This is a genomic window from Caulobacter sp. GW821-FHT10A10 (genome assembly GCF_059415745.1).
On the sequence record NZ_JBWKNV010000001.1, the window covers coordinates 713,167 to 738,923 of the forward strand.

Annotated in this window: 23 protein-coding genes and 2 pseudogenes; 4 read left to right on the top strand and 21 right to left on the bottom strand. The window is 68.2% G+C overall.

Features of this window, described 5'->3' with window-relative positions; translation table 11 throughout:
• Window positions 1-16: 16 nt before the first annotated feature.
• Window positions 17-2,044: a TonB-dependent receptor plug domain-containing protein gene (locus AC07NS_RS03405; RefSeq protein ID WP_494601450.1), complete on the top strand. Its 2,028-nt coding sequence runs from the start codon at window positions 17-19 to the stop codon at window positions 2,042-2,044.
• A 201-nt stretch (window positions 2,045-2,245) separates the two neighbouring features.
• On the opposite strand, the gene AC07NS_RS03410 is transcribed toward AC07NS_RS03405, so the two are convergent.
• Window positions 2,246-2,899: a hypothetical protein gene (locus AC07NS_RS03410; RefSeq protein WP_494601451.1), complete on the bottom strand. Its 654-nt coding sequence runs from the start codon at window positions 2,897-2,899 to the stop codon at window positions 2,246-2,248.
• Between the two features lie 151 nt (window positions 2,900-3,050).
• The gene (locus AC07NS_RS03415) at window positions 3,051-5,234 is read right to left on the bottom strand and encodes a 3-hydroxyacyl-CoA dehydrogenase NAD-binding domain-containing protein (RefSeq protein ID WP_494601452.1); all 2,184 of its coding nucleotides are present in this window, start codon (window positions 5,232-5,234) and stop codon (window positions 3,051-3,053) included.
• A 20-nt stretch (window positions 5,235-5,254) separates the two neighbouring features.
• Between AC07NS_RS03415 and AC07NS_RS03420 the strand changes: the two are divergent.
• Window positions 5,255-5,359 (top strand): annotated as a pseudogene (locus AC07NS_RS03420) (hypothetical protein); the annotation flags it as partial.
• Window positions 5,360-5,373: 14 nt separating this feature from the next.
• Here the strand turns inward: AC07NS_RS03420 and AC07NS_RS03425 are convergent.
• The 6 genes from AC07NS_RS03425 to AC07NS_RS03450 all read right to left on the bottom strand — a co-directional run bounded on the left by AC07NS_RS03425 (window position 5,374) and on the right by AC07NS_RS03450 (window position 10,991).
• The gene (locus tag AC07NS_RS03425) at window positions 5,374-6,579 is read right to left on the bottom strand and encodes an acetyl-CoA C-acetyltransferase (protein WP_494601453.1); all 1,206 of its coding nucleotides are present in this window, start codon (window positions 6,577-6,579) and stop codon (window positions 5,374-5,376) included.
• Window positions 6,580-6,603: 24 nt separating this feature from the next.
• On the bottom strand, window positions 6,604-7,095 hold the full coding sequence (locus AC07NS_RS03430) for an OsmC family protein (protein ID WP_494601454.1): 492 nt from the start codon (window positions 7,093-7,095) through the stop codon (window positions 6,604-6,606).
• A complete protein-coding gene (locus AC07NS_RS03435; RefSeq protein WP_494601456.1) occupies window positions 7,095-7,448 on the bottom strand; it encodes a hypothetical protein in 354 nt (117 codons plus the stop codon). The genes AC07NS_RS03430 and AC07NS_RS03435 overlap by 1 nt, the downstream gene beginning before the upstream one ends.
• The gene (locus AC07NS_RS03440; RefSeq protein ID WP_494601457.1) at window positions 7,448-8,611 is read right to left on the bottom strand and encodes an acyl-CoA dehydrogenase family protein; all 1,164 of its coding nucleotides are present in this window, start codon (window positions 8,609-8,611) and stop codon (window positions 7,448-7,450) included. The genes AC07NS_RS03435 and AC07NS_RS03440 overlap by 1 nt, the downstream gene beginning before the upstream one ends.
• Window positions 8,612-8,613: 2 nt before the next feature.
• The gene (locus AC07NS_RS03445) at window positions 8,614-10,407 is read right to left on the bottom strand and encodes an acyl-CoA dehydrogenase C-terminal domain-containing protein (protein ID WP_494601458.1); all 1,794 of its coding nucleotides are present in this window, start codon (window positions 10,405-10,407) and stop codon (window positions 8,614-8,616) included.
• A gap of 104 nt (window positions 10,408-10,511) precedes the next feature.
• A complete protein-coding gene (locus AC07NS_RS03450) occupies window positions 10,512-10,991 on the bottom strand; it encodes a MerR family transcriptional regulator (RefSeq protein ID WP_110119494.1) in 480 nt (159 codons plus the stop codon).
• Between the two features lie 206 nt (window positions 10,992-11,197).
• On the opposite strand from AC07NS_RS03450, the gene AC07NS_RS03455 reads away from it, so the two are divergent.
• Window positions 11,198-11,827 (top strand): S24 family peptidase, encoded by a 630-nt coding sequence (locus tag AC07NS_RS03455; protein ID WP_494601460.1) that lies wholly within the window; start codon window positions 11,198-11,200, stop codon window positions 11,825-11,827.
• 28 nt (window positions 11,828-11,855) lie between these two features.
• Here AC07NS_RS03455 and AC07NS_RS03460 read toward each other — a convergent pair whose 3' ends face one another.
• From AC07NS_RS03460 to AC07NS_RS03510, 11 genes and pseudogenes are all read right to left on the bottom strand, one after another.
• Window positions 11,856-12,065, bottom strand: a complete 210-nt coding sequence (locus AC07NS_RS03460) for a hypothetical protein (RefSeq protein ID WP_494601463.1) — start codon at window positions 12,063-12,065, stop codon at window positions 11,856-11,858.
• A 169-nt stretch (window positions 12,066-12,234) separates the two neighbouring features.
• Window positions 12,235-12,375, bottom strand: a pseudogene (locus AC07NS_RS03465) (hypothetical protein); the annotation flags it as partial.
• A gap of 9 nt (window positions 12,376-12,384) precedes the next feature.
• A complete protein-coding gene (locus AC07NS_RS03470) occupies window positions 12,385-14,043 on the bottom strand; it encodes a lysine--tRNA ligase (protein WP_494601465.1) in 1,659 nt (552 codons plus the stop codon).
• Window positions 14,044-14,087: 44 nt separating this feature from the next.
• Window positions 14,088-14,513, bottom strand: a complete 426-nt coding sequence (locus tag AC07NS_RS03475) for an RES family NAD+ phosphorylase (protein ID WP_494601467.1) — start codon at window positions 14,511-14,513, stop codon at window positions 14,088-14,090.
• Entirely contained in the window at window positions 14,510-14,941 is a 432-nt protein-coding gene (locus tag AC07NS_RS03480) for an Xre family toxin-antitoxin system antitoxin (protein WP_110119486.1), read from the bottom strand. The genes AC07NS_RS03475 and AC07NS_RS03480 overlap by 4 nt, the downstream gene beginning before the upstream one ends.
• Window positions 14,942-15,142: 201 nt before the next feature.
• Window positions 15,143-17,095 (bottom strand): acetate--CoA ligase, encoded by a 1,953-nt coding sequence (gene acs / locus AC07NS_RS03485; protein WP_494601470.1) that lies wholly within the window; start codon window positions 17,093-17,095, stop codon window positions 15,143-15,145.
• Between the two features lie 347 nt (window positions 17,096-17,442).
• Window positions 17,443-18,963, bottom strand: coding sequence for an aldehyde dehydrogenase (gene adh / locus AC07NS_RS03490; RefSeq protein WP_494601472.1), 1,521 nt, complete (start codon window positions 18,961-18,963; stop codon window positions 17,443-17,445).
• A gap of 97 nt (window positions 18,964-19,060) precedes the next feature.
• Window positions 19,061-19,594, bottom strand: a complete 534-nt coding sequence (locus AC07NS_RS03495; RefSeq protein WP_494601474.1) for a hypothetical protein — start codon at window positions 19,592-19,594, stop codon at window positions 19,061-19,063.
• Between the two features lie 88 nt (window positions 19,595-19,682).
• The gene (locus tag AC07NS_RS03500) at window positions 19,683-21,110 is read right to left on the bottom strand and encodes a DUF1593 domain-containing protein (RefSeq protein ID WP_494601476.1); all 1,428 of its coding nucleotides are present in this window, start codon (window positions 21,108-21,110) and stop codon (window positions 19,683-19,685) included.
• A 292-nt stretch (window positions 21,111-21,402) separates the two neighbouring features.
• Entirely contained in the window at window positions 21,403-22,338 is a 936-nt protein-coding gene (locus AC07NS_RS03505; RefSeq protein WP_494601478.1) for a GAF domain-containing protein, read from the bottom strand.
• A gap of 264 nt (window positions 22,339-22,602) precedes the next feature.
• Entirely contained in the window at window positions 22,603-23,235 is a 633-nt protein-coding gene (locus AC07NS_RS03510) for a peroxiredoxin (protein ID WP_494601480.1), read from the bottom strand.
• A gap of 123 nt (window positions 23,236-23,358) precedes the next feature.
• Here AC07NS_RS03510 and AC07NS_RS03515 point away from each other — a divergent pair, with 123 nt between their 5' ends.
• Window positions 23,359-24,108, top strand: coding sequence for a creatininase family protein (locus AC07NS_RS03515; RefSeq protein WP_494601482.1), 750 nt, complete (start codon window positions 23,359-23,361; stop codon window positions 24,106-24,108).
• 202 nt (window positions 24,109-24,310) lie between these two features.
• On the opposite strand, the gene AC07NS_RS03520 is transcribed toward AC07NS_RS03515, so the two are convergent.
• Together AC07NS_RS03520 and AC07NS_RS03525 are read right to left on the bottom strand one after the other, a co-directional pair.
• A complete protein-coding gene (locus tag AC07NS_RS03520) occupies window positions 24,311-25,273 on the bottom strand; it encodes a KpsF/GutQ family sugar-phosphate isomerase (protein ID WP_494601484.1) in 963 nt (320 codons plus the stop codon).
• 61 nt (window positions 25,274-25,334) lie between these two features.
• Window positions 25,335-25,730, bottom strand: a complete 396-nt coding sequence (locus AC07NS_RS03525; protein ID WP_494601486.1) for a hypothetical protein — start codon at window positions 25,728-25,730, stop codon at window positions 25,335-25,337.
• Window positions 25,731-25,757: the final 27 nt, after the last annotated feature.

Sequence of the window (25,757 nt, forward strand, 5' to 3'; positions counted from 1 at the left end):
GAAGAGACATAATCACATGAAAAAGACTCTCCTGGCCGGCGTTTCCGCGGGCCTCCTCGTCGCCGCCGCCGCTTCGGCCGCCAGCGCGCAATCCATCGACTACGGCTCGCTCGAGCAGCTGTTCAACGAACCGGTCACCACCAGCGCCACCGGCGCCCCGCAGCGCTCGACCGAAGCGCCGGTGGACATGACCATCATCTCGGCCGCCGACATCCAGCGCTCGGGCGCCACCGACCTGCCGACCATCCTGTCGCGCGTCGCCGGCCTCGACGTGGAAGACCGCGGCGCGGGCGCCTCGGACGTCAGCGTCCGCGGCTACAACCAGGCCATGTCGCCGCGCCTGCTGGTGCTGATCAACGGCCGCCAGGTCTATCTCGACCACTACGGCTACACCGCCTGGGCCACCCTGCCCGTGCAGCTGTCGGAAATCCGCCAGATCGAAGTCGTGAAGGGCCCCAACAGCGCCCTGTTCGGCTTCAACGCCGTCGGCGGCGTGGTCAACATCATCACCGTCAACCCGAAGTTCGACGACACCGGCGACATCACCCTGCGCACCGGCTCGGCTCGCTACGGTGAAGTCTCGGCCGCCAAGTCGTTCAAGGTCGGCGAGCGCTTCAGCGCCCGCGTCTCGGCCGGCGCGGCCAAGTCGGACGAGTACGAAAACACCGTCGGCATCGCCAAGAGCCAGCTGAACGATCCGTCGCGCGTCACCGCCAACATCGACACCGTCACCCAGCTGACCGACAAGGCCGAACTGCGCGTCGAGGGCTCGTACTCGAACGTCCAGGTCAGCGACATGCTGTCCAACTACGCCTACTCGCCCAGCAAGTACCTGACGAGCTCGGTGAAGGGCACGCTGACCGCCGAGACCAAGGTCGGCCAGCTGCAGCTGTCGGCCTATCAGAACGACCTGACCGCCAAGCACCTGATCCTCGGCCAGAACGCCCGCTTCGAGAACCAGATCCGCGTCGTCTCGGTGCAGGACCTGTTCAAGATCGGTGCGAAGCACACCCTGCGCGTCGGCGCCGAGTACCGCCACAACGAGGTCAACACCGCCCCGATCGGCGGCGCGCAGGTCAGCTATGACGTGCTGTCGGCCTCGGCGATGTGGAACTGGGCGATCACCGACAAGCTCGCCTTCACCGCCGCCGGCCGCTACGACAGCCTGGACCTGTCGCGCGAAGGCGCGTTCCCGGCCGGTTCGCCGCCGCTGGGCAACGGCTACTGGGACCGCAAGATCGAAGAGCCGAGCTACAACCTCGGCCTGGTCTGGCGCGCCACCGACGTCGACACCTTCAAGGCCACCGCCGCCCGCGGCGTGCAGGTGCCGACCCTGGTCGACCTGGGCGCCCTGCAGGCCCGCGTCACCGTCGGTCCGTACACCATCGGCCTGGCCGGCAACCCGACCCTCGAGCCGGCGATCATCACCAACTACCAGCTGACCTACGAGCGCGCCCTGCCCGCTCTGAAGGCCGAGATCAGCGCCAAGGCCTTCGTGCAGAAGACCGAGGACGTGAAGGGCCAGCCGACCTCGGCCCAGATCGACGTGGCGGCGACCCTGGTCAGCCTGCCGGTGCTCAGCTACCGCAACATCGGCGACAGCAAGATGACCGGCTTCGAGCTGGCCGCCTCGGGTCAGCTGACGGGCGGCTTCCGCTGGAACGCCGACTGGACCCACACCGAGGTCGACGACGAGCCGACCGCCGGCTTCTCGCCGGTGATCCGCACGGCCGCCTATGCCGAGACCACCCCGGAAAACCGCGGCAACGTCTCGCTGGGCTGGACCGGCGGCGCCTGGACCGTCGACGGCTACGCCCACTTCGTCGGCGAGCACCGCGCCTACGCGCTCTACAGCGCCGCGGCCGCGCCGCACCTGGTGGACATCGACGCCTACGCCGTGCTCGGCGGCCGGGTGGCCCGTTCGTTCGACCACGGCGTGACCGTGGCCCTCAGCGGCCAGAACCTCGGCGACGACCACCAGCGCCAGAGCGCCGGCCTGGAAGCCGAACGCCGCGTGTACCTGAGCGTCAGCAAGACCTGGTAAGCGTTTCGGGTCTCCCGAAAACCGGAAAGGGCGGCCTGCAAGGGCCGCCCTTTTTGTTTGAACCTCCCCCTGTGGGGGAGGCGGCCGAAGGCCGGAGGGGGGACGGTTTCAGCTTGCGCGGCGGCGGAACCTTCTTGCGATGCTCCCCCCACCGATCGCTGCGCGATCGCCTCCCCCAGAGGGGGAGGTTCCTTCAGGCCCTCACCAGTCGTCCTTTTTCTTCTTCATCAGGGCCAGCAGGCCCGGATACGGCCCCTGCCCCGTGCGGTAGAGGCACCACTCGTCGTCCTTCTTGCAGGCGCCGTCGAAGAAGTCCTTCTTGGACTGGTCGATGACCGCGTACATCGGCGCGTCCTTGGCCTTGATCCCCAGCTTGTCGTCGCAGGCGGCGCGCTCGGCCTTGGTCAGGCGGTAGAGGTCGGCGTGGTTGCAGCCGCCGCCTTCGCGGGCGGCTTGGCGCAGGCCCTCGCCGCCGGGCGTGGGCGTGCCGCGCGACTTGAAGCCCGGCGGAGCGACGGCGGCGCGGGGCGCGTCGGGCGCGGCCGGCGTCGGGGCGCTGGCGACCTGGGCCGGCGGCTTGGCCGGCGTTTGGGGCGGCGGCGGCACGACGGCATGGGCCGGCGGAGCGGCGGAGGCCTGCGGCGCGGGCGCGGCGTCCGGGAGCCGCAGATGCGCCAGCGGCGGCGGGGCGACGTCGACCAGATCGACGATCAGGCTCTGCGGTTCAACCGGGGCCGGCATGACCTTGATGGCGCTGATCAGGGCCACGCCCAGCAGCACGTGCAGGCCGCTCACCGCGATCAGGGCGAGGGCGAAAGGCCTCTTGCGGCGAACTGTCGATCGCCTACCGGCCATCCCGAATCCTTGCTTGCGCGCAACAGGCGCGAGGCGTTCCCGTTACAGAGCCCATGGGGCGCGAGGATGTCGGCAATGATGCGGCGGCGAAAAGAAAAGGCCCGGCGTCGCCGCCGGGCCTCCTCATTTCACCGATCAGGCGAAAGCGACCTCAGGCGGCCGCCTTCTCCTTGACGCCGAAGCGGCTGTAGAAGGTCTCGCCCTTGGCGGCCATCTCGCGCAGCAGGGCCGGCGGGGCGAAGCGCGCGCCGTAGGACGCGGTCAGCTGGTCAAGGGTCTCGACGAACTTGGCCACGCCGATGCCGTCGATGAAGCTGATCGGGCCGCCGGTCCAGGGCGCGAAGCCCCAGCCCAGGATGGCGCCGACGTCGGCTTCACGCGGATCGGTGATCACGCCTTCCTCGAAGCAGCGCGCGGCCTCGACGGCCTGGCGGTACAGCAGGCGGGTGCGGATCTGCTCGATCAGCGCCTTGTCGGCGTCGGTCGTCTTCACTTCCACCAGATCGGCCAGGCCCGGCCACAGGGTCTTGGGACCCTTTTCCGGATAGTCGTAGAAGCCCTTGCCGTTCTTGCGGCCGTAGCGGCCCAGGTCCTCGACCATCTTGGCGATGATCGCGGTGAACGGACGCTCCTCGTACTTGTCGCCGAGGTCCTTCTTCGTCTGGACGGCGATCTTGTGCGACAGGTCCAGCGCCACGTCGTCGTGCATTTCCAGCGGACCGCGCGGCATGCCGGTGGCGCGACCGACATTGTCGATGATCGCCGGGGCGATGCCGTCGCTGAGCAGCTCCATGCCTTCCTGCACGAAGGTGCCAAAGCAGCGCGACGTGTAGAAGCCGCGGCTGTCGTTGACGACGATCGGGGTCTTCTTGATCTTCAGCACGTAGTCGATCGACTTGGCGATGGTCGCCTGGTCGGTCTTTTCGCCGAGGATGATCTCGACCAGGCCCATCTTGTCGACCGGCGAGAAGAAGTGGATGCCGATGAAGCTTTCCGGACGGATCGAGGCTTCGGCCAGGCCGGTGATCGGCAGGGTCGAGGTGTTGGAACCGAACACGGCGGTGTCGGCCAGCTGGGCCTCGGCCAGCTTGGTCACCTGGGCCTTGACGTCGCGGTTCTCGAACACGGCCTCGACGACCAGGTCGCTGCCCTTGACGTTGGCGTAGTCCGACGTCGGATGGATGAGAGCCAGGATGGCCTCGCCCTTCTCGGCCGTCAGCTTGCCGCGCGAGACGGCCTTCTTGACCAGGCCTTCGGCGTAGCCCTTGCCCTTATCGGCGGCTTCCTGGGTCTGGTCGATCAGCACGGTCTCGATGCCGGCCATGGCTTGGACGTAGGCGATGCCCGCGCCCATCATGCCGGCGCCGAGCACGGCGACCTTCTTGACGTCGTAGTACGGCACGCCGGCCGGACGGCCCGAACCCTTGCCCAGTTCCTGAAGCGACAGGAACAGGGTGCGGATCATGCCCTTGGCCTGCGGGGTCATCAGGGTCTTGAGGAAGTAGCGGGTCTCGATGCGGATGGCCGCGTCGAACGGAACCTGCAGGCCCTCATAGACGGCCTTCATGATGTTCTGCTGGGCCGGATAGTTGCCGTAGGTGTTCTTGCGCAGCATGGCGTTGCCCATGATGAACACCTGGGCGCCGGTCGGGGTGTAGGGGCCGCCGCCCGGGATCTTGAATTCCTTCTTGTCCCAGGGAGCGACCGGGTCGCCCTTGGTCTTGATCCAGGTCTTGGCGGCTTCGACTTCCGTGCCGGCCGGCACGACTTCGTGCACGACCTTGGCGCCGAGCGCCTCGGCCGGCTTCATCGACTTGCCTTCGAGCAGGTAGGGGGCCGCGGCCATGACGCCCATCAGACGCGTCAGGCGCTGGGTGCCGCCGCCGCCCGGCAGCAGGCCGACCTTGGCTTCCGGCAGGCCCAGCTGCAGCTTCGGCAGGTCGGCGACCACGCGGTAGTGGGTGGCCAGGACGAATTCCAGGCCGCCGCCCAGCGCCAGGCCGTTGATGGCCGCGGCCACCGGCTTGCCGCTGGTTTCCAGGCCGCGGAAGGCCTTGTTGAGGGCGAAGCCGGCGTCGAACGCGGCTTGCAGGTCGCCACCGCCCAGGCCGCCCGAACCGCCCAGTTCACCCAGGTCGGCGCCGGCGCAGAAGCCGGTGGTCTTGCCCGAGGTGATGACGACGCCCTTGATCTCGGCGTCGGTCTTGATGCGCTCGACCAGCTCGCCGACTTCCTTGATCACCGAAGCGGTCAGGGTGTTCATCGAACGGCCGGGGACGTCGAAGGTGACCAGGGCGATGCCGTCGCCGTCGACCTCGATCTTGAAGTTTTCCATGTGGACTAGTCCTTCAGAAATTGGGTCGTCATCCCGGCCGTAGCGAAGCGGAGAGCCGGGACCCAGGTGAACCGCAGTGCGCCGGCCCCTGGGTCCCGGATCGGCCTACGGCCGTCCGGGATGACGATCTGTGCTTGGATCAGACGCGTTCGATGACCGTGGCGGTGCCCATGCCGGCGCCGACGCACAGGGTGATCAGGGCGGTTTCCTTGTCGGAGCGTTCCAGCTCGTCGACCATGGTGCCCAGGATCATCGCGCCGGTGGCGCCCAGCGGGTGGCCCATGGCGATGGCGCCGCCGTTGACGTTCATCTTGTCGTGCGGGATGTCCAGCGCCTGCATCATGCGCAGGACGACGGCCGCGAAGGCTTCGTTCAGCTCGTAGAGGTCGATGTCGGCGACTTCCATCTTGAGCTTCTTGAGCAGCTTCTCGGTGACCAGCGAGGGGCCGGTCAGCATGATCGACGGCTCGGAACCGATCGAGGCCATGCCCTTGATGCGAGCGCGGGCCTTGAGGCCGAGCGCGTCGCCCATTTCCTTGGTGCCGATCAGCACGCCGGCGGCGCCGTCGACGATGCCCGAGCTGTTGCCCGCGTGGTGCACGTGGGTCATGCGCTCGACCTGCGGATAGCGCTGGGTGGCGACCGCGTCGAAGGCCATCTCGCCCATGCCGGTGAACGAGGCGTTCAGCGAGGCCAGGGTCTGCATGGTGGTGGCGCCGCGGACGGTCTCGTCGTGCGACAGGATGTTGAGGCCCAGCTGGTCCTTCACCGGCACGACCGACTTGGAGAAGCGGCCCTCGGCCCACGACTGGGCGGCGCGGCGCTGGCTCTCGACGGCGTAGGCGTCGACGTCGTCGCGGCTGAAGCCGTAGAGGGTGGCGATCAGGTCGGCCGACACGCCCTGCGGCATGAAGTAGGTCTTGAAGGCCGACGACGGGTCGGTCGGCCAGGCGCCGCCGTCGCTGCCCATCGGCACGCGGCTCATGCTCTCGACGCCGCCGCCGATGGTCAGGTCGGCTTCACCCGAGATGACCTTGGCCGCGGCCATGTTCACGGCTTCCAGGCCCGAGGCGCAGAAGCGGTTGATCTGCACGCCGGCGACGCTCTCGGCGTAGTCGGCGGTCAGCACGGCGGTGCGGGCGATGTCCGAACCCTGCTCGCCGACCGGGGCGACGCAGCCCAGGACGACGTCGTCGACCTTGGAGGTGTCCAGGCCGTTGCGGTCGCGGATGGCTTCCAGGACCTGGCTGGCGAGCGACAGGGCGGTGATCTCATGCAGAGAGCCGTCCTTCTTGCCCTTGCCGCGCGGAGTGCGCACGGCGTCGAAGATGTAAGCGTCGGCCATTGAATGGCTCCTTCCTGCGATCTTTTAAGCAGTTGTTCCCAAAAGGGATTCTTTGACCGCCGGCTCGACCCGGACGTCCGTCCGCACCGAGTTGGCGATGAAACAGGCGTGATGGGCGGCCTCGTGCAGGGCCGCCAGCTTGGCTTCGTCGGGCGCGTCGCCCTCGAAGACGATGCCGGGTCGAAGGGCGACGTGGCTGACCCAGTGAGCGCCATGCTCGTTCCTGGTCATCGTGCCCTCGGCCTTGTCGCGATAGGCGCTGATGAAGAAGCCGGCGCGACGGGCCAGGTCGAGGAAGGTCAGCATGTGGCAGGACGACAGCGCCGCCACCAGCATCTCCTCGGGATCGACGCCCGCCGGGTCCGACCAGGGCAGCGGCACCACCGACGGCGAAGCCGAACCGAGCGCCGTCACGCCGCCGTCGAACGACAGGGTATGGGCGCGGCTGTAGCGGCCCTTGGGGAAATCCGCCCCGGCCTCCAGCTTCCAGTCGATGATGGCGACGTGGGTCGACATCACTTCTTCCAGGCGCCGATCGGCGACTTGTGGATCGGGGCGCAGGACAGGCCGCGCGCGGTGGCCTTGGCCGAATAGACCACCCGCTGGCCGAACTCCGGCGCGGGCAGGCGGCAGGGCGTGAAGCCCGGCGTGTTCACGGTCAGGGTCCAGGTCGCGATCTTCGAGCGCAGCAGGTTGTTGCACTGCTCGACGCCCGGCTTCAGCGGCAGGTCGAAGGCGCCGGGCTGCGGGCGCTTGCCCTCCAGCTTGCCGGAGAACTGCAACGGGCGGCGGCCCTCGGCGCGCACGCAGACCACGGCCGAGCGGGCGGTGTCGTTGGGGGGCGGAGGCGGAGCGTCGGCGAACAACATCAGAGCGTCCTCGCGATCAGCAGTTTCATGATCTCGTTGGTGCCGCCGTAGATGCGCTGGACGCGGCTGTCCTTGTACATCCGGGCGATCGGGTACTCGTTCATGAAGCCGTAGCCGCCGAACAGCTGCAGGCAGCGATCGACGATCTTGTTCTCCAGGTCCGTCACCCAGTACTTGGCCATCGAGGCCGTCGAGGCGTCGAGATCGCCCTTCAGGTGGCGCTCGATGCAGTGGTTGACGAACACCTTGGCGACGGTCGCCTCGGTCTTGCACTCGGCCAGCACGAACTGGGTGTTCTGGAAGGCCAGGATCGGCTTGCCGAACGCCTGACGCTCCTTGACGTAGGCGATGGTCAGCTCGAGCGCCCGCTCGATGGTGGCCATGCCCTGGACGGCGATGTTCAGCCGCTCCTGCGGCAGCTGGGCCATCAGCTGGAAGAAGCCCTGGCCTTCGTCCGTGCCCAGCAAGTTCTCGGTCGGGATCTTCACGTCGTTGAAGAACAGCTCCGACGTGTCCTGGGCCTCGTGGCCCAGCTTGTCGAGGTTGCGGCCGCGCTCGAAGCCCTCGGCCCCGTCGGTCTCGACGACCAACAGGCTCGTGCCGCGGGCCCCGCCGGCCGGATCGGTCTTGGCGACGACGATGATCAGATTGGCCGTCTGGCCGTTGGTGATGAAGGTCTTGGAGCCGTTGAGGACGTACTGGTTGCCGTCCTTCCTGGCCGAAGTCTTGATGCCTTGCAGGTCGGAGCCCGCGCCCGGCTCGGTCATGGCGATCGCGCCGACCAGCTCGCCGGTCGACAGGCGCGGCAGCCACCGCTGCTTCTGCTCCTCGGTGCCGTAGTGAAAGATGTACGGCATGACGATGGCGTTGTGCAGGCTGGCGCCGAAGCCGTCGACGCCCTTCTTGCCCAGCTGTTCCATCAGCACGACCTCGTGGCGATAGTCGCCGCCGGAGCCGCCGTATTCCTCGGGCGTGGAGAGGCCGAGCAACCCGGCCTCCCCCGCCTTGTTCCACATCGAGCGATCGACGCAGTGGTTCTTGCGCCAGGTCGCGACGACGGATTCCTGAGCGTGCTCGTCGAAGAACTTGCCCACCGCGTCCTCGAAGATCGTGATGTCTTCTTCGGCCATGAAGGCGGGTTTGGCGACGTCGAGCACGCTCATGATCAGAAGGCCTCCGCGGGCAGCGCCATCAGGGTCGCCGAGCCGGTCTTCAGTTTGGCCAGATGCGCCCCTGCGTCAGGCAAGACCCGCTCGATGAAATAACGGGCGGTGGCGACCTTGGTCGTGAAGAACGGATCGGTGGAGCCTTCGGCGATCTTGGCGTTGGCCGACTTCACCATCAGAGCCCACATGTAGGCCAGGCCCGTGAGGCCGAAGAGGTGCATGTAGTCGGTCGAAGCCGCGCCGGCGTTGTCGGGGTTCTGCAGGCCGTTCTGCATCAGCCACATGGTGCCGTCCTGCAGCTGGGCCTTGGTCGCCGCCAGGGCGTCGATGAACGGCTTCAGCTCGGCGTCGCCGTCGTTCTCGCCGACGAACTGGTCGATCTCCTGGAAGAAGGTCATCACGCCGCGGCCGCCCTTGGCCGCCAGCTTGCGACCCACGAGGTCGAGGGCCTGCACGCCGTTGGTGCCTTCGTAGATCAGGGCGATGCGGCAGTCGCGCAGGTACTGGCTGACCGGGAAGTGCTCGGTGAAGCCCGAGCCGCCGTGCACCTGCACCGCATTCGAGCAGACCTGGAAGCCGCGGTCGGTCAGATAACCCTTCAGGACCGGCGTCAGCAGGCCCATGTAGTCCTCGGCCTTGGTGCGCACCGCTTCGTCCGGGTGGCTGTGGGCCAGGTCGCCGTGCAGGGCGGTCCAGAACAGGAAGGCGCGACCGCCTTCGATGATCGCCTTGTTCTCCAGCAGCAGGCGACGCACGTCCGGGTGGACGATGATCGGGTCGGCCGGGCCGTCGGCGTTCTTCGGGCCCGTCAGCGAGCGGCCTTGCAGGCGGTCCTTGGCGAAGGCGACGGCGGCCTGGTTGGCCGCTTCGGCCTGGGCGACGCCCTGCAGGCCGACGCCCAGGCGGGCCTCGTTCATCATCACGAACATCAGCTTCAGGCCGCTGTTCTCTTCACCGATCAGATAGCCCTCGGCGTCGTCGTACTGCATGACGCAGGTGGCGTTGCCGTGGATGCCCATCTTCTCTTCGAGGCCCACGCACTTGGCGCCCTCGTTGCGCGCGCCGACCGAACCGTCTTCCTTGGGGAAGAACTTCGGCACGATGAACAGCGAGATGCCCTTCACGCCGGCCGGGGCGCCCTCGATGCGGGCCAGCACCAGGTGGACGATGTTGTCCGACATGTCGTGCTCGCCGGCCGAGATCCAGATCTTCTGGCCGGTGATCTTGTAGCTGCCGTCGGCCTGCGGAACGGCCTTGGTGCGCAGGAGACCCAGATCCGTGCCGCAGTGCGGCTCGGTCAGGTTCATGGTGCCGGTCCACTCGCCCGTGATCATCTTGGGCAGGTAGGTCTGCTTCTGCGCGTCGGTGCCGCCGGTGTGGATGGCCGAATAGGCGCCGTGGGCCAGGCCCGGATACATCGAGAAGGCCATGTTGGCGCTGCTCGACATTTCCGAGAACGACAGGTTCACGACGTGCGGCAGGCCCTGGCCGCCGTAGGTCGGATCCGAGCCGAGGCCGGTCCAGCCGCCTTCGCACAGGGCCTTGTAGGCTTCCTTGAAGCCCGGCGGGGTGGTGACGGTGTTGGTGACCGGGTCGAGCTTGCAGCCCGTCTTGTCGCCGACGCTGTTCAGCGGGGCCAGGACTTCGCCGGTGAACTGGGCCGCGCCCTCGACGATCTGCTCGACGACGTCGATCGAGGCGTCGGCGAAGGCCGGCAGGTTGCCGTACTGCTCTATGTTGAGCACGTCGCGCAGCAGGAACATGTGGTCGCGGACGGGCGGCTGATAGGTCATTTAAGCGGTCCTGACTGATCGGGATCGGGGAGAAAGGCGAAGGGAAACCCGCCCGTTCCGCCGGTCTTGGCGAAAGCGGGCGCGGAAGGGATCAAAAGGGCTGACTACTTGCCGAGCGCCATGTCGGCGTGGCCGTCGAGGCGGGCGCGCAGCAGCTGCTCGTAGTCGGCCGAGCGCGGCAGCAGGTCCGGGCGGATCTCGGCCAGGCGCTTCTCGAGGCGATCGCAGGCTTCGCGCAGCTCAATCAGGGCGCCGTCAATGTCCTCGCGCTGCTGCTCCAGGGCGGCGGCGCGCTCGCGGAACTTCTTCAGCGACCGGGCCATCTGGGCCGCGCCGTCGTCGTTCTCGTCGTAGAGGTCCAGCAGTTCGCGGATTTCCGACAGCGACAGGCCCACGCGCTTGCCGCGCAGGATCAACTGCAGGCGGACGCGGTCCTTGTGGGAATAGACGCGGTTGAGGCCCTCGCGGGCCGGCGTCAGCAGGCCCTTGTCCTCGTAGAAGCGCAGCGCCCGGGGCGTGGCTTTGAATTCGTTGCAGAGCTGACGGATCGAGAACGTGCGCTCGGGACGTCGAAGATCAGCCACCATCGTTACCCTCCCAGGGTGCGGCCGGCCTTCCGGGCCGGGTCGTTGGTTATCGGCGTTCACGCTACGCCGGACCCTGCGGAACGTCAACGCTTACGTAAACGTCAACCTTCACCATTGGCGCTAGGTTTACATTCCTAAGCCCTGGGCATAATTTCCTTGGGGACGCTCGCGGCTTGGCGTCATCAGGACTCGGGGACGATCCGATGCTCTCGCACGCCGAACTGTGGACGGCGATCGACGCCCTGGCCAAGCGCTTCGACATGAGCCCTTCGGCCATGGCCAAGCTGGCGGGCCTGGATCCCACCGCCTTCAACCGTTCGAAACGCGGCGACGCCGACACGCGGCCGCGCTGGCCCTCGACCGAGAGCCTGGCCAAGGTGCTGGAAGCCACGGGGGTGGGTTTTTCGGAATTCGCGGCCCTGACCGAAACCGCAGCGCCGGGCCGGCGGGCAGGCGTGCCGCTGATCGGGCTCACGCGGGCCGGGGCGCCGGGCATGTTCGACGAGGCGGGGGCGCCGCGCGGGTCGGGCTGGGAAGAGGTGGAGCTTCCCGGGCCGCGGGAAGAGGGCCTGTTCGCCCTGGAGATCGAGGGCGACGCCCTGGCGCCGGTCTATCGCGACGGCGACCGGCTGCTGGTCTCGCCGACGGCCGAACCGCGACGCGGCGACCGGGTGGTGGTCATGACCACGCAGGGCGAGGTGCTGATCCGCGAGATGGGCCGCCTGACGGCCCGGACGATCGAACTGACCTCGGTGCTGCGCGACGGCGACGACCGGGTGCTCGACCGCATGACCGTGGCCTGGGCGGCCTGCATCCAGTGGGTCAGCCAGTAAAGACCGACCTCACGGGAGGGTCAGGCGATCAGGTGCGCGGGCAGTCGCCGTGGTGGCCGTTGAGCCAGTCGCGAAGGGCCGTGGCGCGGGGATCCTCGCACGACACGTCGACCCGGTAGGACTGCCAGGTGTCGTTGTGCGCGGCCTCGATGCGAGCGCCGGGGAACTGCGAAGCGATGCCGCCGATCAGGGAGTCGAATTCCGAACGGTCGTGCGGGCGAAGCGTGAAGGAAGCCATCGGACTATTCCTGGTTCTGATGGTTCCAGCCTAGACTCCGAAGTTCGCACAAACCCTTAATTCGAAATTCAGAAAGCGTTCATCAAACGAGGCACGGTGTCGCACTCGGCTCCTCCTGAGCGAGGCGGCCGGAAGGACTTGAAGGAGCTGTTTTCAGCTTCCGCCGACTTCACTCCTCCCCCGAAAAACGGGGGAGGTGGCGCGCTGCGGATACGCAGCGTGACGGAGGGGGCGAGTGACAGGGCGCCGTGCGCGCCGCCGCCCCCTCCACCGCTTCGCGGTCCCCCTCCCCCGTTGCACGGGGGAGGAGTTATGAACGTCAGCCCAGCTTCTCTTCGATCAGGGCGATCGTGCGGTCGATGCCGAAGATCGCCGCGAAGGAGCCGAAGCGCGGGCCCTGGCTCTGGCCCAGCAGCACTTCGTAGAGGGCCTGGAACCAGGCGCGCAGCGGATCGAAGCCGTGCGCCTTACCGACCTCGAACACCTCGTTCTGGATCAGCTCGGCGTCCTGCGTGCCGGCCGGCATGGCCTTCAGCTTGGCCAGCAGGTCGAGGATCGCCGCGCGCTCGACGTCGGTCGGGGCGCGGAAGGTCTTCGTGGGCTTCACGAAGTCCTCGTAATAGTTGATCGCGTAGCCGGCCAGGCGGTCGAGCAGCGGCTGGCTTTCGGCCGAAGCGCCCGGGATGTAGCGCGACAGGAAGCCCCAGAGGATTTCCTTGGTCGAGGCGTCGGCGGCCGACACCAGGTTCAGCATCAGGCTGAACGACACCGGCGAACCCTGCTCCGGCGGCTTGCCCGAATGGATGTGCCAGACCGGGTTGTCGAGTTGCTTGGCCGGCTCCTGGCGCTGGAACGCGTCCAGCTGCTGCAGATATTCGTCCGTCGCCTTGGGGATGACGTCGAAATAGAGCTTCTTGGCCGACTTCGGGCTCTGGAACATGTAGTAGGACAGGCTCTCCGGCGCGCCGTAGCGCAGCCAGTCCTCCATCGACAGGCCGTTGCCCTTGGACTTGGAGATCTTCTGGTTGTTCTCGTCCAGGAAGAGCTCATAGTTGAAGCCCTCCGGCGGAACCCCGCCCAGCGCCTTGCAGATCGCGCCCGAGGCCTTGACCGAGTCGATCAGGTCCTTGCCGCTCATCTCGTAGTCGACGCCCAGGGCCGTCCAGCGCATGGCCCAGTCGGGCTTCCACTGCATCTTCACGTGGCCGCCGGTGACCGGGACCTCGACGCGCGAGCCGTCCTCGTCCTCGAAGACGATCGTGCCCTTCTCGACGTTGCGCTCCAGGGTCGGGACCTGCAGCACCTTGCCGGTGCTGGGGCTGACGGGGAGGAACGGCGAATAGGTGGCGCGGCGCTCCTCGCCCAGGGTCGGCAGCATGACCTTCTGGATGGCGTCGAAGCGGGCAAGCGCCGTCAGCAGGGTCTCGTCGAACAGGCCGCCCTTGTAGCACTCGGTCGAGGACACGAACTCGTACTCGAAGCCGAAGCCGTCGAGGAAGGCGCGCAGGCGGGCGTTGTTGTGGGCGCCGAAGCTGTCATGGGTGCCGAAGGGGTCGCGGACGACGGTCAGCGGCTTGCCCAGGTCCTCGATCAGCGGCTGCTTGTTCTCGATGTTGTCCGGCACCTTACGCAGGCCGTCCATGTCGTCGCTGAAGGCGATCAGGCGCGTGGGGATGTGGTCGTCGACCAGCGCGCGGAAGGCCTGGCGCACCATGGTCGTGCGCGCCACTTCACCGAACGTGCCCAGGTGCGGCAGGCCGGACGGGCCATAGCCGGTCTCGAAGATCACGGCTTTCGCCAGCGCCGGATAGGCTTTCACCGCCTCGTCGGCCTTGCCGGCGTCGATCAGGGCTTTCGCGGCTTCCTGGTCAGCGCGGTCAGGGAGGCGCACGCGCAGGACGCGGGCGATGGTGGCGCGCGCCTGCTCGAACGGCCAGGAGCGGGCTTCGCGGGCGAGGGGGGAGAGGCCTTCAAACATGGCCGGGCTATAAACCCTGGCGGGGGATGAGGCTAGGGCGAGGCTCAGAACAGACGCGGATCGAACCGGAACGGCTCGTCGCGCACGACCCGAACGCCGACGAAGGCCGGATGGCGCGGATTGAGCAGGGTGTTGATCTCCTGCGGCACGACCTGGCTGGGCACACGTAGGCACAGCGCCTCGCCGGCGGTCAGGAAGGCGTCGCCGGCCACGACGCTGTCTTGCGGAACACCGTCGAGCTCCAGTCTCGGCGCGTCGTCCGGGACCTCGATGGAGAGAAGGCGATAGTCCAACGGCAGCAGGTCGGGCGGCAGGTCGAGATGGACCAGCACCTCCAGAACGGCCAGGCTCGGACTGGCGGCGGTGTAGAGCATCGGCCGTCCGGGCGAGTTCCAGCGGCCGCCGTAGAGCCGAGCCCCCTCCCCGTCCAGGCCGACATGAGCGGCCTTGGCGATGCGGTGGACGATCAAGCCGCCAGGCCGTGGGCGATCTGGCCGAGCAGCCGTTCGACGTTTCGGGCGCCCAGGTCGGTGTCGGCCAGCGACAGCGGCGCCTGGCCCTCCAGCGCACGGTTGGGCCGCTCCAGCCAGCGCCAGGCGCGCTCCTGGTCGCCCAGGGTGTCCTCGGCGGCGGCCACGAGACGGGCGATGCGCACCATGCGGTCGGACTCGGCGGGGTCGAGCAGTTGGTCGGCGTCGCGGCGGCGATTGAAGGTCCGCCGCGGCATCACATAGGGCTCGATGGCCGAGAACGGCTGGTGGGTGGCCGCCAGGAAGCCGTCGACCGCAGCGACCGACAGGCCCTTACGAACCAGCCGGACGACGTCGAACTCCGTGGCGAGGGGGCCGGTGACCGCCTCGCCGCCGAGCAATTCCTGGATTTTCACGACCGGGGCCATGGGATCCTAGCCAAACGCCGCCGGATCGGCGGCGTTTTGAATATAGGCCGATGACGGGCTATGGACAAGTTGCCCTTCTCCCCTTGCGGGAGAAGGTGGCGGCGAAGCCGTCGGATGAGGGGTCGCGCGGACGGTTCTGAGAGACCCCTCACCCGACCTCCCTCCGGGAGGCCACCCTCTCCCGCAAGGGGAGAGGGATTATCAGGCCGCCTTCGCGCCCGCGCGGTTGCGCACCAGATCGTCCACCACCGACGGATCGGCCAGGGTCGAGGTGTCGCCGAGAGCGTCCACGGCGTTCTCGGCGATCTTGCGCAGGATGCGGCGCATGATCTTGCCCGAGCGGGTCTTGGGCAGGCCGGGGGCCCATTGCAGGACGTCGGGGGCGGCGAAGGGGCCGATCTCGTGGCGGACCCAGAGGACGAGCTGCTTGCGCAGTTCCTCGGTCGGCGTCGCGTCGGCCTTCAGGGTGACGTAGGCGTAGACGCCCTGGCCCTTGATGTCGTGCGGATAGCCGACCACCGCGGCCTCGGCGACGGCCTCGTGGGCGACGAGGGCGCTCTCGATCTCGGCCGTGCCCAGGCGGTGGCCCGAGACGTTGATGACGTCGTCCACCCGGCCGGTGATCCAGTAGTAGCCGTCGGCGTCGCGGCGGCAGCCGTCACCGGTGAAGTACTTGCCGGGATAGGTCGAGAAATAGGTCTCGAAGAAGCGCTGGTGGTCGCCGTAGACGGTGCGCATCTGGCCCGGCCAGCTGTCGGTGATCACCAGGTTGCCCTCGGTCGCGCCGTCCAGCACCGCGCCCTCGGCGTCGACCAGTTGCAGCTTCACGCCCGGCAGCGGCTTGGTGGCCGAGCCCGGCTTCAGGTCGGTCGCGCCCGGCAGCGGCGAGACGAGGATGCCGCCGGTCTCGGTCTGCCACCAGGTGTCGACGATCGGCAGCTTATCCTTGCCGACCACGCGATGGTACCAGAGCCAGGCCTCGGGATTGATCGGCTCGCCGACGCTGCCCAGCAGGCGCAGCGAGGACAGGTCGTTCTTGAGAACGTGCTCGTCGCCCTCGCGCATCAGGGCGCGCAAGGCCGTGGGGGCGGTGTAGAAGATCTCGACCTTGTGCTTGTCGACCACTTCCCAGAACCGCGACGGGGTCGGGTAGTTGGGCACGCCTTCGAAGATCAGGCTGGTCCCGCCATTGGCCAGCGGGCCGTAGACGACGTAGCTGTGGCCGGTGACCCAACCCACGTCGGCCGTGCACCAGAACACCTCGCCCGGCCGGTAGTCGAACACCGACTCGAAGGTCCAGCTGGCCCAGGCCAGATAGCCGCCGGTGGTGTGCAGCACGCCCTTGGGCTTACCCGTCGAACCGGAGGTGTAGAGGATGAACAGCGGGTCCTCGGCGTTCATCGGCTCGGGCTCGCACACCGGCGAGGCGGCGTCCCGGACGTCGTTCCAGACCACGTCGCGGCCTTCGACGATCGGAACCTCGGCGCCGGTCCAGCGGACCAGCAGCACCTTCTCGACCTGCGGGCACTGCTCGAGCGCCTCGTCGATATTGGCCTTCAGCGGCACCTTCTTGCCGCCGCGGCGCCCCTGGTCAGCGGTGATGACCAGGCGGGAGTCGCAGTCCTGGATGCGGCCGGCGATGCTGTCGGGCGAGAAGCCGCCGAACACCACCGAGTGCACCGCGCCGATGCGCGCGCAGGCCAGCATGGCGACGGCGGCCACGGGCACCATCGGCAGGTAGATGGTGATCCGGTCGCCCTTCTTGGCGCCCAGGTCCTTGAGCACATTGGCCATGCGGCAGACGTCGTCGTGCAGCTGGCCGTAGGTGATCTTGTCGGAGACGCCCGGCTCGTCGCCCTCGAAGATCAGGGCGACGTCGTCCTTGCGGTGCGGCAGATGGCGATCGATGCAGTTGGCGCTGACGTTCAGGACGCCGTCCTCGTACCAGCGGATGCGGAAGTCGTCCTTGGCGTAGGAGACGTCCTTGATCTTGGTGGGGGCCTTGATCCAGTCGAGGCGGGCGGCGAGATCGCGCCAGTAGCCCTCGGGATCGCTCTCGACCCGGGCCACGGCGGCCTCGTAGGCGGCGGCGTCGATATGGGCCTTGCCCGCCCAGTCTTCCGGCACCGGAAACAGCTGTCCGTCGCTCACCACGCGTCTCCCTAGGTCTTGCTACAGTCGATCTTGTCGTCGCCAGCGATGTTGCCGCTGCGTCAGTCGTCGTCTTGCGAGCGGGAGTATGCGAAGCGCCGCCCCCTGCGCAAGCAGACCAATTCTGTTTCGTGCGGCAGAATTCGGGTCTTGTTCGATTTAGTGCTCTGAAGGCCCTCAGGCCTTCCAATAAGCCGGTCATTCCCGCCCTCGTGGCGGGAAACCCCGGTTCAGCCCGCAAGGGCGGAGCAAGCGGCGCGCCACGCGCGCCGCCCCTTCTGCACCTGCCGCGGATAGAGGGGTTCCCGCCACAAGGGCGGGAATGACGGGAGTTGGGAGGATACCGCCCCCTAGAAGAAGCCCAGCGCCTTGGCGCTGTAGCTGACCAGCAGGTTCTTGGTCTGCTGGTAGTGGTCGAGCATCATCTTGTGGGTCTCGCGGCCCACGCCCGACTGCTTGTAGCCGCCGAAGGCCGCGTGGGCCGGATAGGCGTGGTAGCAGTTGGTCCACACCCGGCCCGCCTGGATGCCGCGCCCGAAGCGGTAGGCGCGCGAGCCGTCGCGGGTCCACACCCCGGCGCCGAGGCCGAAGGCGGTGTCGTTGGCGATCTCCAGCGCCTCTTCCTCCGTCTCGAAGGTGGTCACGGCCAGGACGGGGCCGAAGATCTCCTCCTGGAAGATCCGCATCCTGTTGTGGCCCTCGAACACCGTCGGCTCGACATAGAAGCCGTCGGCCAGTTGGCCCGGCAGCACGGTGCGCGAACCGCCGGTGAGCAGCCTGGCGCCCTCGTCGCGACCGATGTCCATGTAGCCGAGGATCTTGTTCAGCTGCTCCTCGGAGGCCTGGGCGCCGATCATGGTCGAGGGATCCAGCGGATTGCCCTGCACCACCGCCTGCACGCGCTTCAGCGCCTTCTCCATGAACCGGTCGTAGATCGACTTCTGCACCAGGGCGCGGCTGGGGCAGGTGCAGACCTCGCCCTGATTGAGGGCGAACATCGCAAAGCCCTCCAGCGCCTTGTCGAGATAGTCGTCGTCCTCGGCGGTGACATCGGCGAAGAAGATGTTGGGCGACTTGCCGCCCAGCTCCAGCGTCACCGGGATCAGGTTCTGGCTGGCGTACTGCATGATCAGCCGGCCGGTGGACGTCTCGCCGGTGAAGGCGATCTTGGCGATGCGCGGGCTGGACGCCAGCGGCTTGCCGGCCTCAAGGCCAAAGCCGTTGACGACATTGACCACGCCGGGCGGCAGCAGGTCGCCGATCAGCTCGAACAGCACCATGATCGAGGCCGGGGTCTGCTCGGCGGGCTTCAGCACCACGCAGTTGCCGGCGGCGATGGCCGGGGCCAGCTTCCAGCAGGCCATCAGCAGCGGGAAGTTCCACGGGATGATCTGGCCGACCACGCCCAGCGGCTCGTGGAAGTGGTAGGCGATGGTGTCGTGGTCGATCTCGGAGATCGAGCCTTCCTGGCTGCGCAGGCAGCCGGCGAAGTAGCGGAAGTGGTCGATGGCGAGCGGCAGGTCGGCGGCCATGGTCTCGCGGATCGGCTTGCCGTTGTCCCAGGTCTCGGCGGTGGCCAGGGTCTGGAGGTTCTCCTCCATGCGGTCGGCGATCCGGAGCAGAACACGCGAGCGGTCGGCGGCGCTCGTCTTGCCCCAGGCGTCCTTGGCGGCGTGGGCGGCGTCGAGGGCGCGCTCGACATCTTCGGCTTGCGAGCGGGCGATCTCGCAGACCTTGCGGCCGGTGATCGGCGAGGCGTTGTCGAAATAGCGGCCGTCGGCCGGGGCGACCCACTGGCCGCCGATGAAGTTGTCGTAGCGCGCCTTGAACGGCGGGCGGGACAGCGAGTCGATGAACTCGGGCTTGGTCATGGTTTCCTCCGTCGCGCCGTCTTCGGCGTCTGGGAGGAGCTTGCGCCCCGATTTTTGATCTGGAGCGGGGCGCAAGCGGCAGAGCGGTAGAGGTGTCTCAGGCTTGCGACAGATCCGGGGCGCTCACGATCGTCACCGCCCTCTGGGCCACCCGAAGGTCCCGCTCGCGATCCGGCGTTCCGGTCATCTCCACGTCGCCCAGATAGTTCGCGATCTCGAAGACGGAGGCGCCGGCGCTCAGCCGCGAAAACACCTCGATGGCGTACCTGTCGTACTCGTCGGCGGGAAGGTGCGGCATCAGGTCGATGGGATCCCAGTCGTCGCGTAGAAGCTGCTTGATCGCTTCGAGGGCGGCCAAGGCGGTCGGCGATCGCGCCTTGCTGTTATGGTCACGCCATCCTTCGCGGATTTCCCGGCGAACGGCTTCAACGGAGGCGTCCCAGCCCATGCCGGCTTCGACCTCTCCAACGCAGCCCCAACAATCGCCTCCGCAATCGCCGGAAAGCGGATCGCTCGCCTGGTCCAGCCTTCGGCCGCACATCCCGCAGCGACCGTTCTTCGACAGGACCGCCTTGGGTTTGAACCAGTTTCCGAACATCGCCGGACTATCGGTGACGGCGCCGCTTTCCACAACGCTCGTCAGCGGCGTTCAACTCCGCCCCAGCCGGTTGATCTTCCGGTGCAGGGCCGCGCGGCTGACGCCCAGGGCCGACGCCGCCTCAGGGCGTGACGTGGATGATCGCGCGCCGGTACCGGACGAAGGGTAGACCGCCGGCCTTGGGCTGGTCGCGGACTTCCAGGATCAGGTGATAGACCTTCTCGCCGGGCACGATCTGCTTGACGGGCAGCACCACCTGGGTCGAGACGCCGCCGGGATCACGGATGTCGGGCGGGGTCATCGGGAACAGCGGCGGCGAGGCGTCCCGGTACCACCACCATTTGTAGACCAGAGGATCGCCGTCGGGATCGGCCGTTCCCTTGGCGTCGAGCGTGATGCTCGCCCCGGCCTTCACCGTCATCTCCAGCGGCGCGAGCCCGCCCTGCCCTTGCAGCACCACCTGGGGCGGATGGTTGGCCGAGCCGTAGTCCGCATTCAGCGTCCACTGCATCCGGTTGGCGAAATCGAACTGCACCGCGTCGCGCCAGCGCCAAACGCCCGCGCGGTTGCTCAGGTGCGGCGCGCCGTCCTTGCCGATGGCGCTGTCCTGGGTGTCGGCGAACAGGCCCACGCCGGGCGCCAGCGCCCCGTAGCGTCCGCCCCAGCCGCCGTAGTCGGGATGCTCGACATCGCCCAGCCCGTTGGGGATCAGATAGAGGAACGAGGGACTGTCGCCCTCGATCGCGAACAGGGGCTTGGGATAGAGCCCGCCCAGGGCGCCCAGGCGGATGTGGCGGTCCAGCCAGTCCGGGCTCATCAACGCGGTGTCGGGGCCGGGGTCGGGAAAGACAGTGTCGGCCGACATGCCCTGCCAGGCGGCCTGGGGATAGTCGCTGAAGGCGTGGATGCTGGCGATCCAGAAGATCTCCGGAAACCGCGCGCGGATCCACGGGCCGGCGTCGTCCTGGTCGGAGATGGAATAGACCCGCAGCTTGCGCGCGAAGGCCGCGAGCGCGTCGGGCGAGCGGGTCCGCCGAACGTCGTGCAGCGCCTGGGCGAGATCCGCCGCGCCGCCCCAGACGCAGATCCACACCGGCCCCTGGGCGGCGTCGACGGTGTCGACGATCAGCCGCGAGGCCTCGGTGTCCTTCCCGTCGCCCACGCCGGACAGGCCGTAACTGGCGCTGCCGGCGCGAACCGTGGCCAGTAGTTGATCCGCCTCAGGGTAGCCCGAAGCGTGGACGCGAAGATTGGGCAGGACCTGGCCATAGGCGGCGATCAGCCGGCGGATCTCCTCGGGATGCACCGCGTTGCGCTGCCAGGTCGAGGTGGTCGCGACCAGGCCCTTGATCTCGATCTCGTTGCTGTAGAGCAGGGCGCGGATCAGCGACTGGGTGTCGTCCGGCTCGTTGAGCACGTCCGTCAGGATGATGACCTTGGTCTTCGGCGGCGCCGGCGAGGCGGCCGCCGCGCTCAGCGGCAGGGCGGCGAGCCCCAGCGCGAAGATCGCGCCGGCGAGCCTCGAAAGCTCACGGATTTTCCTGGTCATCGTTCCGTCCCTGTCGTCGCCTTGGCGGGCGCTTCGTTTCGGGAACAGGCTAGCCAGGGCGCTCGGAAGCGGAAAATTCAATCCCTGAATGCGAAGCATGGACGCGGCTGATCGGCGGTCGCGTTCCAAGTTTTCGGACGCCCATTAAACCGTCCTTCCCCGCGAAGGCGGGGACCCAAGCTGACTTTCAGGACCTGACGCGGCCGTGGGTCGTCTCCAGGCGCGGCTTGGATCCCCGCCTTCGCGGGGATGCTCGGATGAGAGTGGCCTGGGGGCCGAATATCGACCTGCCCTAGCTCCGCCCCAGCCCCAGGCGGTTGATCTTCCGGTGCAGCGTCGCCCGGCTGACGCCCAGGGCGGTCGCGGCGGCCGAGACATTGCCGCCGGCCGCGCCGAGCGCCCGGCGCACCACCGCGCGTTCGGCGTCTTCGAGGTCGGCGCTGCGGTCCGGCGACGGCATCCCCCGCCGCAGTTTCTCGTCGGTGAGGTCGAGGGCCTGGCGGGCGGCGCGGGTGGCGCCGATGACCACGTCGTCGGCGTCGACGGCCAGCATCGGGGTCGAGGCGCGGTCGGCGCGGACCTCGCCCAGCAGCACGATGCGCGCGCCGGGGAAGGCCTCGCGGAAGGCCTTGGACTCGATGCGGCGGGCGGCGTCGTTGACCACCGTCTCCATCAGGCCGGTCATGCCGTCGAGGCCCGGCCGGCAGGACGAGACGTCGAGCGCCCCGGCCAGCAGCCCTTGCGGATCGAACAGCGGCGCGACCGTGCAGGAAAGGCCGATGTTGCGGGTGTGGAAGTGCTGGTCGCGGTGAATGGTCAGGGTGCGTTGCTCGGCGATGCAGGTGCCGATGCCGTTGGTGCCCTCGCGGGCCTCGCTCCACACCGCGCCGGTCCATAGACCCCAGCGGTGGAACACCGGATCGTCGGCGGCCATGCCGCGACGATCCACCGGCACGCCGGCGCTGTCGGTCAGCAGCACGCAGGAGCCTTGCGCGCCGACCGCCTGGAACAGGGCGTCCAGCGTGTCGGCGGCGGCGGCGCGCAGGGCGCCCATCCGCTCCTGGGCCTCGCCCAACTCGCGCTGGGTCAGGGTGTCGGGGGCCTTGCGGTTCTCGGGGTCGAGGCCGTGCAGGACGAGGCTGCGCCGCCAGGAGGCCGCCACCGGCGACAGGGCCGGTCCGGCGCCGTCGAGCACGGCGAGCACGTCCCGCGCGTGGGCTGCGGCCATCGATGTCTCCTCCCCCGGCGTCGTCGTTGACGCCAGGAGGAGGACTTTGCGCGCGGGAGACCGCCCCGTGCAAGCGCGCGGAGGTGGAGCGCGTGCGGCAGTAAGCGCGGCCACCCCAAACCGTTAGATCCCCGCGAAGGCGGGGATCCAAGCTGACGTTCGGGTTTGGGCGCGTTCAGCGCCAGCTTCCTCTAGCTCGGCTTGGGTCCCCGCCTTCGCGGGGATGCTCGAAGAAAAATAGCCGAACGACGAGGACGAAAGCCCTTACGCCGGCTGCGGGACCACGCGCAGATAGGGCTTCTGCTCGTCCCAGCCGTTCGGGAAGAGTTCCTTGGCCGCCTCGTTCGAAACGGACGGCACGATGATCACGTCGCCGCCCTGGGTCCAGTTGGCGGGAGTGGCGACCTTGTGGCCGTCGGTCAATTGCAGGCTGTCGATGACCCGCAGGATCTCGTCGAAGTTCCGCCCGGTCGAGGCCGGATAGGTCAGGGTCAGGCGCAGCTTCTTGTTGGTGTCGATGATGTAGACGCTGCGGACGGTCAGGGTGTCCGAGGCGTTGGGGTGGATCATGCCGTAGAGGTTGGACACCGAGCGATCGGTGTCGGCGATCAGCGGGAAGTTCAGCTTCGCGCCTTGCGTCTCCTCGATGTCGGCCGCCCAGCCGCCGTGGTTTTCCAGGCCGTCGACCGATAGGCCGATCACCTTGACGCCGCGCTTGTCGAACTCCGGCTTCAGCTTGGCCACCGTGCCAAGTTCCGTGGTGCAGACCGGGGTGAAGTCCTTGGGGTGCGAGAACAGCACCACCCACGAGCCGGCCGCCCAGTCGTGGAACTGGATCGGGCCTTCGGTCGAGGCCTGGGTGAAGTCCGGAACGATGTCGCCGAGTTGCAGGCCCATGGCGGGCTCCCATGCTGAAATTTCGGGTCGGCTCCGCGCGCCATCGGGCGTAAAGCCGTGGCCGGACACTAGGCGCGGGTCCCCCGCCGCGCCGACCCAGGATTTCTTTCGGAGTTTCCAGCCATGCTGCTCGCCCTTTCGACCTGGCCCGAGATCGAAGCCTTCCTGACCCGGTCGAAGACGGTGGTGGTGCCGATCGGCTCCAACGAGCAGCACGGTCCCACGGGCCTGCTGGGCACCGACTGGCTGTGCCCCGAGATCATCGCCCACGAGGCGTCCAAGCGCTCGGACGAGGTGCTGGTGGCGCCGACCTTCAATGTCGGCATGGCCCAGCACCACCTGGCCTTCCCGGGCACCATCTTCCTGCGCCCCTCGACCTTCATGGCCGCGATCGGCGACTGGACGCGCTCGCTGGGCGCGCACGGGTTCGAGAAGATCTATTTCCTCAACGGCCACGGCGGCAACGTCGCCACCATCGAGGCGGCGTTCTCGGAGATCTACGCCGAATACAGCTTCCGCAAGGAGCGCTGCCCCTTCGCCATGAAGCTGAAGAACTGGTGGGATCTGGACGGCGTCAACAGCCTGGCCATGCGCCAGTTCCCCGTCGGCCACGGCAGCCACGCCACCCCGTCCGAGATCGCGGTGACCCAGTGGGGCTATCCCGACAGCATCAAGACGGCGGACTACGAGCCCAAGATCGCCCCCACCGGCCCGATCCGCGAGGCTCTGGACTTCCGCGCCCGCTACGCCGACGGCCGCATGGGCTCCGACCCGGCCCTGGCCACCCCGGAAAAGGGCGGCGAACTGGTCGAGCAGGCGGTCGTGTCGCTGATCAAGGACCTAGCGGCGTTCGGGGCCGAGGCGCGGGTTTAATCCCTCTCTCTTTGAGAGAGGGAGGGGCCCGCCGCGCAAGCGGCGGGAGGGTGAGAGGTTTCACCGTTTACCGGGAAACCTCGATCCTAAGCCCTATCCATACTCGCCGCCCGACCGCGCCCCATCCGGTGAGATTATAACCTCTCACCCTCCCACGCCTTGCGGCGTGGGCCCCTCCCTCTCTCACAGAGAGAGGGATTTACTAGATCACCCCTGCCCGCAGCAGGTCGTGGACGTGCAGCACGCCTACGGGCTTGCCGGCCTCGACGACGAACAGCACGGTGATCCGGCGCTCGTTCATCACCTTCAGGGCCTCGGCGGCCAGGGCGCCCGAGGCGATCACCAGGGGGCTCCTGGTCATCACCTCGCCGGCGGCGTGGCCCATCAGGCCGTCCATGTGGCGGCGCAGGTCGCCGTCGGTGATCAGGCCGACGAGGTCGCCGGCGCCGTCGGTCACGCCCACCGCGCCGAAGCGCTTCTGGCTCATGACCAGCAGGGCCTCGCCCATCGGCGCGCTCTCGGCCACCAGCGGCAATTCATCGGCCCCATGCATGAGGTCGGCGACCGTGCGCAGCACCGCGCCCAGCTTGCCGCCCGGGTGGAAGACGCGGAAGTCGCTGGCGGTGAAGCCACGGCTTTCCAGCAGCGCCACGGCCAGGGCGTCGCCCAGGGCGATCTGCAGGGTGGTCGAGGTGGTCGGGGCGTTGACCTCGGCCGTCGCTTCCGGCGCGTCGGGCAGCAGCAGCAGCACGTCGCCGGCCTTGCCCAGCTGGCTGGTGGCGACGGCCGTGATGGCGATCAGCGGGATCGAGAAGCGCTTGCAGTAGGCCAGGGTGTCGGCCAGCTCGCGCGCCTCACCCGACTTCGACAGGGCCAGCACCACGTCGTCGGGACCGATCATGCCCAGGTCGCCGTGGCTGGCCTCGGCCGGGTGAACGAACATCGCCTGGCTGCCGGTCGAGGCCAGGGTGGCGGCGATCTTGCGCGCCACGTGGCCCGACTTGCCCATGCCGGTGCAGACGATGCGGCCCTTGGCGTCGTGCATCACCTGCACGGCGCGCGCGAAGGCCTCGCCCAGGCCGTCGGCCATCTGCGAAAGGGCCTGGGCCTCGATGCTCAGCACCCGGCGGCCCACGGCCACGGCGTCGGAAATCGTATCGGTCATGTGGTCAGAAACTCCGTGCGCTGCCCATACCAGCCCGCGCGCGGTTGAGCGAGGGCGCCGGCTACTCGAAGAGATCCCAGACCTCTTCGAGCAACTGCCGCCGCCAATGCTCCGGGGGACGCGCCAAGCGAGCTCCCTCCAGCCGCGACAAGGCGGCGCCGACCGCCTCGCCGTGGACGGCCTCGATCCGATCGAGCGCCTCGATCGCCTCGTGCGCGACCTCGAAACCGCCCTCGATCACCAGGTCCACCAGCAGGCCGATATGCGGCGCGCAGTCGAGCATGGCCAGGGCGTGGACCAGCGTGCCGCGCTGGCGGACGAGATCCGGGCGCTGGATCAGGCGGGCCAGCACGGCGTCGAGACCGGGCGTGCGGGCCTCGGCCAGCTTCAGGGCCAGGGCGTTACGCGCGACGGGATCGGTGCAGGCTTCGAGGGCGTGGAGGTCGGTAGCGGTCACGCCGGCGTGCCTCCGGCCAAGGCCAGG